We start from the raw sequence: 10,212 nt of genomic DNA, 5'->3' as shown, positions 1-10,212 counted from the left end.
CTGCCCTGCCCGGCCCGGTGCCGCCTTACCCGCGGCGCCGCAGGCGGGCGGGGTCACGGGCGACGATTCGGGCAATGTTGTCGCTCCGAGGCGGGCAAATGCAACTATGCCCCCTGCCTCGTGCGGCGCCACCCGGGCGGGCTGAAGCACTACGTTCAGTCGGCCGATTCGCGGGCCAGAATCCCTTCGGCCACAGCATGTTCGATGCTGTCAGAAAGCCGAGGGCAGGCTCGGGTACGGGCCGTGTCGCCACCGGAGGCGCGCACCTCGGCGAAGTGCGCACAACGCTGGGTGGCCTCGGTATTCCATTGCACCGCAGTGTGTCCGGGCCCCAGCCTGCGCACCGTCACCGTGACGTGGCAGAAGCGGCAGTCCACGGGTTGCAGGCCGGCGCTCAGATAACGCTCGCGGTCGGCGCGACTCGCTTCGGCCACGGCAGCCGCACGAGGCGGATCATTGCTGAAATCCCTTGACTTCGACCATGATCCCGACCCGCCGTTCTTCGACGGTACTTCGTCGTGATCATGGTGGTCACCGTGCAGCGCCAGCATCGACCGCGCCAGGCGATCGACGTCGGGTACTGCCGGCTGATCCTCAGCCATATTCGTCAGTGCTGCTCGGCCGGTACTTCTTCGGAAGACGTTTCCGCGTCTCGTGCCTTGAGGTTCTCGGCCACCTCGGCGTTCCAGAACTCGTTGGCGCGGGTGGTGTCGACTTCGATCTCGAAGCGCTCCACCATTTCTGGCGTCACGTCCGCTGCATCTACATAGAACTGCTGATACCAGCGACGCAGCTGGTAGACCGCGCCGTCCTCCTCAACCAGCAGCGGGTTGTCGATTCGCGTCTTGTGCTTCCAGATCTCGACGTCCTGCAGGAAACCCTTGCTAACCCCGTCGGTGAACACCCGGGACAACTTGTCGGTCATCTTTTCGTCCATGCCCTTGGGCTTTTCGACGATGACACCCCACTGCAGCATGAAAGAGTTCTGCGTTACGGGGTAGTGGCAGTTGATCAGGATGGACTCAGCCTTGTAACCGCCGTAGCTGTTGTGCAGCCAGTTGATCATGAACGACGGCCCGAAGTACGAGGCTTCCGAATCAAGGTGTGCCTCACCGTAAGACGTGCCCAAGTCGTCGACGTCGGGCCGGCCCACATTGTGCAAGTACTGCGAGGCGATGTGTCCTTCGAAGACATTCTTGAAGTACGTCGGCAGCCCGAAGTGGATGTAGAAGAAGTGCGCCATATCGGTGACGTTGTCGATGATGTCGCGGCAGTTGGAGCCCTCGATGAGCACGCTGTTCCATCGCCACTCGGTCCACTCGTCGCTGGCGGCTTCGGCCAGTTCGGGGATGCGGACCGCCGGGTCCGGCGGATTGCCCTCGTGGTCGTGCCAGACGAACAGCAGACCGCTGCGCACGTCCGTTGTCCACGACCTGGTGCGTGCGGTCTTGGGAGTGCGCTTGGCATACGGCACCAGCTTGCAGCGGCCGTCGCCGCCCCAGCGCCAGTCGTGGAACGGGCAGGCGACCTCGTCGCCCTTGATGGTGCCCTCGGACAGGTCACCGCCCATGTGACGGCAGTAGCCGTCGAGCACCTTGATGTCGCCCTGGGAGTCGGCGAACACCACCAGCTTGGTGCCGAACGCCTGGACCGAATGCGGTTTGCCGTCGCGGAAGTCGTCTGCCACGCCCAGGCAGTGCCAGCCTCGGGCATACCTGGTCGGCAACGCGCCGGGATCGATTTCCCGGACACCGACGCCACTTGTGCCGGTACTCACCTGGTTACCTCCGCCGTGATATCGCCAAGAAAAGGGCTTCTAACTAGAACACGTTACAGTTTTGGGGTAGGGAAGCGCAACGACGGCGAGTCTGGCCGGGGCATATGCGCTGTGCGGTATATGTATTTGATGCCGCTGTTTTCATTCGAAGGTCGTTCACCGAAGGTCGATCCCACCGCGTTCGTGGCGCCGACCGCGACCCTGATCGGTGACGTCACCGTCGAGGCGGGCGCATCCGTCTGGTACAACGCGGTACTGCGCGGTGACTACGCCCCGGTGGTAATCCGCGAGGGCGCCAACGTGCAGGACGGCTCGGTGCTGCATGCACCGCCGGGCATCCCGGTGGACGTCGGCCCCGGAGCCACGATCGCGCACCTGTGTGTCATTCACGGTGCTCACATGGGTTCTGAGGCTTTGATCGCCAACCACTCCACGGTGCTCGACGGCGCCGTGATCGGGGCGCGATGCATGGTTGCGGCCGGCGCTCTGGTGGTCGGGGGCACGCAGGTCCCAGCGGGGATGTTGGTGGCGGGCGCACCGGCGAAAGTGAAAGGGCCAATCGAAGGTACCGGCGCCGAAATGTGGGTCAACGTCAACCCGCAGGCCTATCGCGATCTGGCGCAACGCCACATTGTGGGCGCGGAGCCGATCGGTCCGAGCGTGGACTGAGCCCCCGTCGGACGAAGGTGGTCAGACCTTTCGGGCGCTGGCTGTGGCCTTGTCTATCTCCCAAAAGGCGCGCAACGCAACCAGTTGACCTTGGTCGTTGGCTTTGTAGGTGAACACGCCTTCGGCGGTGACCTGGTAATCGCCGGTGGTGATCAGGATGTGCCCGACGTTGGCTTCCTCATTGCCGCACTGGTAGGTGTCGCGGAAGAAGAACTCGATCTTGTCGGTGGGCGCGATCGCCAAGTCCCAGAATCGCGAGATCGCGTCGCGCCCGCGATGTCCGATGCCCTCGGGATCGAAAGGCGATGGGCCGATGGGATCTTCGACGACGGCGTCGTCGGCGAATACCCCTAGCCAGGCTTGCTTGTCGCGGGCGGCAACTGCCTCACGTGAGCGTTGTCCGGCTTCGTGCGCCGAGTTCACTTGTCCTGCCAGCCCGAGTGAATGTAGGTCTCGGCGAAGCGTTTAAGCGAGTCCCGCTTCTTATCCAGGGGCGCGTCGAACCCTAGACCGTCGAAAACCCAAGGAATGGTGATGTAGTCGGTGACACCAATCTCCGCGAGCTCGCGATGCCCGTCCACTCCGAACTTGTCCATGCAGACGGCCTGGTACTCGAAAGGATCGTCCGCGCGGCCGTTTTCGGCGAGTAGCGCCTTAAGCTTGCCGATGGTCTCGTCCAATTGCGCGTGCGTCATCATCGCGCTGGTCCAGCCGTCACTGACGCGCGCGGCGCGCTTGAGCGCCACATCGGTATGTCCGCCGACGTAGAAGGGCACCGGTTCGCTGGGCGCCGGGCTCATCTGCAACCGGTCGAAATCGTAGAACTCGCCGTGGAATTCGACCATGCCGCCGGCCAGCACCAGCTTGATCACTTCGATCATCTCGTCGACACGCTTGCCGCGGCGCGCATACGGCACCCCGCACCACTCGAATTCCTCCGGCGCCCAGCCGATTCCGACACCGAAGCCGAAGCGGTTGTTGGTCAAGTTGGCAACCGAGCCGACCTGCCGAGCCAACAACAGCGGGTTGCGCGACCCGAGCTTCATCACGTTGGTGTAGAACCGCAGCGACGAGGTGACCGCACCCAGTGTGCCCGCCAGAATCAGTGGGTCGACCCAGGGGGAGTTCTCGTCGAACATCCGCTTGCCGTCGGCGGTATAGGGATAGTCGACCGTTTGCTTCTCGAAATAAAAGATCGAATCCGGCAGCGCGATCGAGTCGAATCCGAATTCCTCTGCGGCCCTGGCCAGATCCGCCAGCTGGTCGATCGGGCTGAACGCGATGCTGAGGGTGTATTTCATCCGACTTGCTCGGGTTTGTCGCTGCCGACTACCCACATCGAGTAGTATTGCGAGCCGCCACCGTAGGCGTGGCCCAACGCTTTTCGGGCATCGGGCACCTGGTGATCGCCGCCCTTCCCCATCACCTGAATGGCGGCCTCGGCGAAGCGGATCAGGCCGGAAGCACCGATCGGATTCGATGAGAGCACCCCACCCGAGGGGTTCACCGGTATCCGTCCACCGATCGCCGTCTCGCCTGCCTCGGTGAGCTTCCATCCCTCACCCTCGGGCGCAAAACCGAGGCTTTCCAACCACATTGGCTCGAACCAGGAGAACGGCACGTAAATTTCCGCGGCGTCGATCTCGTCGATGGGGCTGGTGATGCCGGCCGCCTTCCACAACGCGGCCGCCGCGTCGCGACTCGCCTGCGGATTGACCTGGTCGCGGCCAGAGAACTGCAACGGTTCGGTGCGCAACGCGGTGGCGTGAATCCATGCAACCGGTTCACCTTGGGCCAGGCGGGCTTCCGCGGCCTCCTCGTTGCCGATGACGACCGCGGCCGCACCGTCGGAGGACGGACAGGTCTCGTCGTAGCGGATCGGGTCCCACAGCATGGGGGACTCCATGACCTTTTCGACGGTGATGTCCGGCTGGTGTAGATGCGCCAAGGGGTTGCGGGCTCCGTTGAGTCGGTCCTTGACGGCGACGATAGCGCCGATGTTGGTCGGTGCCCCGGAGCGGCGGATGTAAGACCGCACGTGTGGCGCGAAATAGCCGCCCGCACCCGCGCCGACCGGCTTGATGAACGGGATCGGAATCGAAAGTGCCCACATGGCATTGGATTCCGACTGCTTCTCCCACGCCATTGCCAGCACTCGGCGGTACTTGCCGGACTGGACCAGGCTGGCCGCCACTACCGCGGTGGATCCGCCGACCGAACCCGCGGTGTGCACCCGGATCAGCGGCTTGCCGGTGGCGCCCATGGCGTCGGACATGAACAGCTCCGGCATCATGACGCCCTCGAAGAAGTCCGGTGCCTTGCCGACCACCACGGCGTCGATGTCGTCGAAGGTGGAGCCCGAGTCCGCGAGCGCTCTGTCAATCGCCTCGCGCACCATGCCGTTCATCGAAACGTCTTTGCGCTTCGCCACATATTTCGTCTGCCCGGTACCGAGTACCGCGGCGAGATGCGCTCCTGCGCCGGCCATCAGTTCTGTCCTTCCATGACCGCGACCAGATTCTGTTGCAGCGCAGGGCCGCTGGTGGCATGCGCCAGCACCCGCTGCGCCGATCCGTTCCAAATGTGTTGGGCAGCCAGGCCGATCCGCTCCAGACCCGCGACGAACATCGGGTTGGCCGCCAGTGCCCCGCCAGAGGGATTCACCTTGGCCGACTCGGGCAATCCGATGGCTTCGGCCAGGATCAGGTGCTGGTGAGTGAACGGCGCGTGGATTTCGGCGACGTCGATCGCGTTGTCGCCGGCGGTTGCGGCTTTGGCCGACGCCGCGGTGGACGGCGAGGTGGTGAGGTCAGCGCGCAAACCCAGTGCCGGTGTTTCGATGCGGTGCTCGATTCCCGTTATCCACGCGGGGTTTTCGCGCAACTCCCGAGCGCGGTCGTCGGCGGCCAGCACGATGGCGGCCGCCCCGTCGGTGATCGGCGCGATGTCATGGCGGCGCAGGGGGTCGTTGAAGAACGGGCGGGCAAGCAGTTCGTCGATGCTTTTGGCCGGTTTCTCCGAATCGTTGCGTTCGGACTGGGCGAACGAGTCCAGCGCTACCTGAGCCATCTGCTCGGGCGTCCACTTGCCGGAATCCAGGCCGATCCGGGCCTGCAAGCCCGCCATCGACACCGAATCCGGCCACAGTGGCGCGACGGTGTACGGGTCGGTCTGCCGGGTGAGGATTTGGCGCAGGATGCCCGCCGACGACTTGCCGAACCCGTACACCAGCGCGGTGTCGACCTCGCCGGTGAGGATCTTGATGTAGGCCTCGTAAAGTGCCCAGGCGGCGTCCATCTCGACGTGCGATTCGTTGATCGGCGGCACGGCTCCGATCGAGTCGATCGCCGAGATAAACGAGAATGCCCGTCCGGCAAGGTAATCCGATGATCCCGAACACCAGAAGCCGATGTCGGTCCGCTTGATGCCCAACTCCTCGTAGAGCTGGGCGAAGCACGGAATCAGCATTTCGACACCGTTGGTGGTGCCGTCGGTACGGCGAACGTGCGGCGCGTGGGCGAAGCCGACAACCGCTACATTGCGAGCGCTCATGTGTTAAGTGGCCCTTTACAGGTGGTGCTTGTAGGTGTCGTATTCGGCGTCCGGCTCACCGGTGGGCCGGAAGTATTCGATGTTGTCGATGCCAAATCCCCACTCCTCACGGGGTTTCCACACCGCCTCGACCTTCATCCCCATCCGGACCTCGTGCGCGTCGACGTCGGCGACCAAGTGCAGGAACGGAATATCGGCCCCGTCGAGCAGCACGTAGGCGGCCACGTAGGGCGGTTTGATGCGCTGACCCTGGAACGGGATGTTGATGATCGCGAACGTCGTCACCGTGCCCTTGTCCGGCAACTCGACGAACTCGGTGGTGGGCTGGCCGGTGGCCGGGTCGGCGCCGTGGGGCGGGAAGTAGACCTTGCCGTTCTCGCCGGTCTTTGCTCCGATCAGCCGGCCCTCGGCGATCGCGCGCAGGTAGGCACTCTCCTCGTGGGAGGCGGTGTGCTGAATCGTCAGGGATACCGGCGTGACGACCATCGTGACCGGGTCCTGCTCGCTGGAAGCTGGCTCGGCCGGCTCTTCCTCGTCACCCGGCACGAAGTAAGCGATATCGGTGATGGCCCCCACCGTCTCGTCAGCCCAATGCACGCGCACCCGGTCGCCCGACTTGATCGCGTCCGCCGAGCCCGCATCCACCGCGTGCAGCAGGGGAGTGTCGGCCCCGTCGAGCTTGATCAGCGTCCACGCGAACGGCCGGTCCAGCGGCTCACCGCCGAGCGGTTCGGGCTGCCAGGTCCAGGACACTACGGTGCCGACGCTGGACACCGGTACCATCTCGCCCAGCGGATCGTAGGTAACCGGGTCGTATTCCGGCGGCGGCACATGAACCCGGCCATCGGAACCGCGTACTCCCAGAACGCGGCGCTCACGCAGTGCGGTGAAGAACTTCCCTAGCGTGGGACCCACCGAACGGGTGTAGTCGAAGGACAACGTCAACGGTGCGGAGAGAGGCGGCTCAGGGTGATCGATCAGGGCCGGGCCGCTCGAACTGGCTGTCACGCCTTCGAGTAGAACAGGTTCTAACAATGGTTTCAACTAAGCCGTTAGTGAAGGCTTGAGGAGGCTGGCTATGAAGCTCGGACTGCAACTGGGTTATTGGGGTGCTCAGCCCCCGCAGAACCATGCGGAGCTCGTCGCCGCGGCCGAGGAAGCCGGGTTCGATGCGGTGTTCACCGCGGAGGCGTGGGGCTCGGACGCCTACACACCATTGGCCTGGTGGGGTTCGTCCACGCAGCGGGTGCGGCTGGGCACCTCGGTGGTGCAACTGTCCGCGCGCACGCCGACGGCCTGCGCGATGGCGGCGCTGACACTGGATCACCTATCCGGGGGCCGGCACATCCTCGGGCTGGGCGTGTCCGGCCCACAAGTCGTCGAGGGCTGGTACGGGCAGCGCTTCCCCAAGCCGCTGGCACGCACCCGCGAATACATCGACATCGTGCGCCAGGTGTGGGCCCGCAAGGAGCCGGTCACCAGTGACGGGCCGCACTATCCGCTGCCGTTGACCGGTGATGGCACAACGGGTTTGGGCAAAGCATTGAAGCCGATCACGCATCCCCTGCGCGCTGACATCCCGATCATGCTTGGCGCCGAGGGGCCGAAGAACGTTGCGTTGGCCGCCGAAATCTGCGACGGCTGGCTGCCGATCTTCTATTCGCCGCGGATGGCCGACATGTACAACGAATGGCTCGACGAGGGCTTCGCCCGGCCCGGTGCCCGGCGCAGTCGGGAAGACTTCGAGATCTGCGCGACCGCACAAATCGTCGTCACCGAGGACCGCGCCGCCGCCTTCGAGGGCATCAAGCCGTTCCTGGCGCTGTACATGGGCGGCATGGGCGCCGAAGACACCAACTTCCACGCCGACGTCTACCGCCGGATGGGCTACGCCGAGGTGGTCGACGAGGTGACCAAGCTGTTCCGCTCCGACCGCAAGGACGAGGCGGCGAAGGTGATCCCGGACGAACTGGTCGACGACGCCATGATCGTCGGCGACCTGGACTACGTGCGTAAGCAGATCGTGGCCTGGGAGGCCGCGGGCGTGACCATGATGGTGGTGTCCGCTCGTAGTGCTGAGCAGGTCAGAGACCTGGCCGCGCTGACCTGACGGGGTGGCTTGCAGCCCGGTTAGAACGCGTTCTAGATTGACCGGATGGGGATCGGCTTAGAGGGCGCGGGCGTCGCCGAACGACATCTCCACGTTGGCCGACGACTGCGTCATCAGCGCCCGCTTGGGCAGCCCCAACGTCGCCAGCTCCTTGGCGTAGGGGTGGTCGCCCAGCTTGATCCGGGCGCCGCCAAGGCGGGTGCGCACGCCCGTGGTGGTCATCTCCGACGCGATCTCGCGGGTGACGCCGTCCAGGTGCGAGTAGGTCGTGAGCTGTTGCCGGCCCGGCGCCGGGTGCGGCAGTCCGCGGCTGAACTCGATCCCGGCGATCAACTGCCCGTCGGCGCTGACGTCGAACTCGAACTTGCGTCCCTCGCGAACATTGAAGTCCGCCATGATCTTCGGATAACCCCAGATGGTGCGGCCGGCCTCGAGAGTGAACTCCTGGTCCACAGGCAAATGGTGGATGAAGGTGGCCGCCTTGCCCATCGCGCGGAGGCCTTTGCGCGTGGTGCCGGGGCTGTTCACCAGGAACGCGGTGCCGTACTCGTGGTACTTGCCGAGGTCGCCGTCGATGTAGCGCACCAGCAGCTGGGCCAGGATCGCCCGGCCGGGCAGGTATTCGAAGATCTGCAGGCCGCTGTAGTCGATCAGGCGTTGGGCTGCTTTGGCGTCGACGGAGAACATTGCGGCGTGCTGGTCGGCTTTGCGGATAACCACCGGCATGGTCAGGACGGTGCCGGCGATGGTGTGTTGCGAGACGGACATGAGGCTTACTGTAATGGGTTCGAATCTCAGAGTGGAGGCAGTAGATGACTTCGACGATCCTGGACATTGATCTGGCGGACGGCAATTTCTATGCCGACGGCGTCGCCGCGCGCGAGGCGTACCGCTGGATGCGTGCCAACCAGCCGGTGTTCCGGGATCGCAACGGATTAGCCGGTGCGACAACGTATCAGGCGATTCTGGATGCCGAGCGCAATCCGGAGCTGTTCTCCAGCACCGGCGGTATTCGCCCGGATCAGCCCGGCATGCCGTACATGATCGACATGGACGACCCGGCGCATCTGGTGCGGCGCAAGTTGGTCAACGCCGGCTTCACGCGCAAGCGGGTCAAGGACAAGGAAGCCTCCATCGGAGAGCTGTGCGACACCCTGATCGACGCGGTGTGCGAGCGCGGCGAGTGTGACTTCGTCCGCGACATCGCCGCGCCGTTGCCGATGGCGGTGATCGGCGACATGCTCGGCGTGCGCCCCGAAGAGCGCAGCATGCTGTTGAAGTGGTCGGACGACCTGGTGTGCGGGCTTTCGTCGCACATCGACCCGACCTCGGTGGAGTTCCAGACGGTGATGGAGGCGTTCGCCGCGTACACCGCGTTCACCATGGACATGATCGGCAAGCGCCGCGCCGAGCCCACCGACGACCTGTTCTCCATCCTGATCAACGCAGAAGTCGAAGGGCAGCGGATGTCCGACGACGAGATCGTCATGGAGACGTTGCTGATCTTGATCGGCGGTGACGAGACCACGCGGCACACGCTAAGCGGTGGTACCGAGCAGTTGGTGCGGCACCGCGACCAATTCGACGCGATGGTGGCTGACCCGTCACTGCTTCCGGGTGCCATCGAGGAGATGCTGCGCTGGACGTCGCCGGTGAAGAACATGTGCCGAACGTTGACCGCTGACACCGAATTTCACGGAACGGCGCTGAACGCGGGCGAGAAGATCATGCTGCTATTCGAGTCGGCGAACTTCGACGAGACGGTGTTCGACGAGCCGGAGAAGTTCGACATTCGGCGAAACCCGAACAGCCACTTGGCCTTTGGTTTCGGTACCCATTTCTGTATGGGAAATCAGTTGGCCCGCTTGGAGTTGTCGATGATGACGTCACGGGTTTTGCAGCGGCTACCTGATTTGCGACTGGCCGACGAATCGGCGTTGCCATTGCGGCCGGCGAACTTCGTGTCCGGCCTGGAGTCCATGCCGGTGGTGTTCACGCCAAGCGCGCCGCTCTAGCTCTTTTGGCCCGCGAACCGAAGGGCGATGTTGACGTCCTTGGTGACGCCGCCGGCGCCCACCAGGATCAACCTATCGACGAGATGCGG

General features: G+C 64.4%; 11 protein-coding genes and 1 pseudogene. 3 read left to right on the top strand and 9 right to left on the bottom strand.

The annotated features are described in order from the left end of the window. Positions 1 to 155: 155 nt before the first annotated feature. Together A5634_RS05995 and A5634_RS05990 are read right to left on the bottom strand one after the other, a co-directional pair. Positions 156 to 602 (bottom strand): hypothetical protein, encoded by a 447-nt coding sequence (locus tag A5634_RS05995; protein ID WP_065143164.1) that lies wholly within the window; start codon positions 600 to 602, stop codon positions 156 to 158. 5 nt (positions 603 to 607) lie between these two features. Then, entirely contained in the window at positions 608 to 1,777 is a 1,170-nt protein-coding gene (locus A5634_RS05990) for a Rieske 2Fe-2S domain-containing protein (protein ID WP_065143163.1), read from the bottom strand. Positions 1,778 to 1,906: 129 nt separating this feature from the next. Between A5634_RS05990 and A5634_RS05985 the strand changes: the two genes are divergently transcribed. Beyond that, positions 1,907 to 2,446, top strand: coding sequence for a gamma carbonic anhydrase family protein (locus A5634_RS05985; RefSeq protein WP_065143165.1), 540 nt, complete (start codon positions 1,907 to 1,909; stop codon positions 2,444 to 2,446). Between the two features lie 21 nt (positions 2,447 to 2,467). Here the strand turns inward: A5634_RS05985 and A5634_RS05980 are convergent, their stop codons facing one another. From A5634_RS05980 to A5634_RS05960, 5 genes are read right to left on the bottom strand one after another with little or no spacing between them, the layout of a single operon-like run. Then, positions 2,468 to 2,869, bottom strand: a complete 402-nt coding sequence (locus A5634_RS05980) for a nuclear transport factor 2 family protein (RefSeq protein ID WP_065143162.1) — start codon at positions 2,867 to 2,869, stop codon at positions 2,468 to 2,470. Further along, positions 2,866 to 3,747, bottom strand: a complete 882-nt coding sequence (locus tag A5634_RS05975; RefSeq protein ID WP_065143161.1) for a TIGR03619 family F420-dependent LLM class oxidoreductase — start codon at positions 3,745 to 3,747, stop codon at positions 2,866 to 2,868. The genes A5634_RS05980 and A5634_RS05975 overlap by 4 nt, the downstream gene beginning before the upstream one ends. Beyond that, positions 3,744 to 4,934, bottom strand: coding sequence for a thiolase domain-containing protein (locus A5634_RS05970; RefSeq protein ID WP_065143160.1), 1,191 nt, complete (start codon positions 4,932 to 4,934; stop codon positions 3,744 to 3,746). Before A5634_RS05970 ends, A5634_RS05975 begins: the two co-directional genes overlap by 4 nt. Continuing rightward, positions 4,934 to 5,998 carry a thiolase domain-containing protein gene (locus A5634_RS05965; protein WP_065143159.1) on the bottom strand — a complete coding sequence of 355 codons (1,065 nt, stop codon included), beginning with the start codon at positions 5,996 to 5,998 and terminating at the stop codon, positions 4,934 to 4,936. Before A5634_RS05965 ends, A5634_RS05970 begins: the two co-directional genes overlap by 1 nt. A gap of 15 nt (positions 5,999 to 6,013) precedes the next feature. Continuing rightward, positions 6,014 to 7,006 carry a Zn-ribbon domain-containing OB-fold protein gene (locus A5634_RS05960; protein WP_065143158.1) on the bottom strand — a complete coding sequence of 331 codons (993 nt, stop codon included), beginning with the start codon at positions 7,004 to 7,006 and terminating at the stop codon, positions 6,014 to 6,016. 70 nt (positions 7,007 to 7,076) lie between these two features. On the opposite strand from A5634_RS05960, the gene A5634_RS05955 reads away from it, so the two are divergent. Continuing rightward, the gene (locus A5634_RS05955) at positions 7,077 to 8,108 is read left to right on the top strand and encodes an LLM class F420-dependent oxidoreductase (RefSeq protein WP_065143157.1); all 1,032 of its coding nucleotides are present in this window, start codon (positions 7,077 to 7,079) and stop codon (positions 8,106 to 8,108) included. A gap of 57 nt (positions 8,109 to 8,165) precedes the next feature. Here the strand turns inward: A5634_RS05955 and A5634_RS05950 are convergent, their stop codons facing one another. Next, positions 8,166 to 8,876 carry an acetoacetate decarboxylase family protein gene (locus tag A5634_RS05950; protein WP_065143156.1) on the bottom strand — a complete coding sequence of 237 codons (711 nt, stop codon included), beginning with the start codon at positions 8,874 to 8,876 and terminating at the stop codon, positions 8,166 to 8,168. Positions 8,877 to 8,920: 44 nt separating this feature from the next. On the opposite strand from A5634_RS05950, the gene A5634_RS05945 reads away from it, so the two are divergent. Beyond that, complete coding sequence (locus tag A5634_RS05945) at positions 8,921 to 10,123, top strand: cytochrome P450 (protein ID WP_065143155.1); 1,203 nt, start codon at positions 8,921 to 8,923, stop codon at positions 10,121 to 10,123. A gap of 11 nt (positions 10,124 to 10,134) precedes the next feature. Here A5634_RS05945 and A5634_RS30285 read toward each other — a convergent pair. Next, positions 10,135 to 10,212 (bottom strand): annotated as a pseudogene (locus tag A5634_RS30285) (hypothetical protein); the annotation flags it as partial.

The sequence above is a fragment of the Mycobacterium asiaticum genome (assembly GCF_001673365.1).
Lineage (GTDB): Bacteria > Actinomycetota > Actinomycetes > Mycobacteriales > Mycobacteriaceae > Mycobacterium > Mycobacterium asiaticum_A.
Note: the sequence above shows the minus strand (reverse complement) of the source record. Positions and strands in the feature narration are given on the sequence as shown.

Excerpts from the sequence above, each read along its gene's own strand:
- A5634_RS05970 (WP_065143160.1), bottom strand. The coding sequence starts at position 4,934 with ATGGCCGGCGCAGGAGCGCATCTCGCCGCGGTACTCGGTACCGGGCAG.
- A5634_RS05950 (WP_065143156.1), bottom strand. The coding sequence starts at position 8,876 with ATGTCCGTCTCGCAACACACCATCGCCGGCACCGTCCTGACCATGCCG.
- A5634_RS05975 (WP_065143161.1), bottom strand. The coding sequence starts at position 3,747 with ATGAAATACACCCTCAGCATCGCGTTCAGCCCGATCGACCAGCTGGCG.
- A5634_RS05965 (WP_065143159.1), bottom strand. The coding sequence starts at position 5,998 with ATGAGCGCTCGCAATGTAGCGGTTGTCGGCTTCGCCCACGCGCCGCAC.
- A5634_RS05955 (WP_065143157.1), top strand. The coding sequence starts at position 7,077 with ATGAAGCTCGGACTGCAACTGGGTTATTGGGGTGCTCAGCCCCCGCAG.
- A5634_RS05995 (WP_065143164.1), bottom strand. The coding sequence starts at position 602 with ATGGCTGAGGATCAGCCGGCAGTACCCGACGTCGATCGCCTGGCGCGG.
- A5634_RS05985 (WP_065143165.1), top strand. The coding sequence starts at position 1,907 with ATGCCGCTGTTTTCATTCGAAGGTCGTTCACCGAAGGTCGATCCCACC.
- A5634_RS05945 (WP_065143155.1), top strand. The coding sequence starts at position 8,921 with ATGACTTCGACGATCCTGGACATTGATCTGGCGGACGGCAATTTCTAT.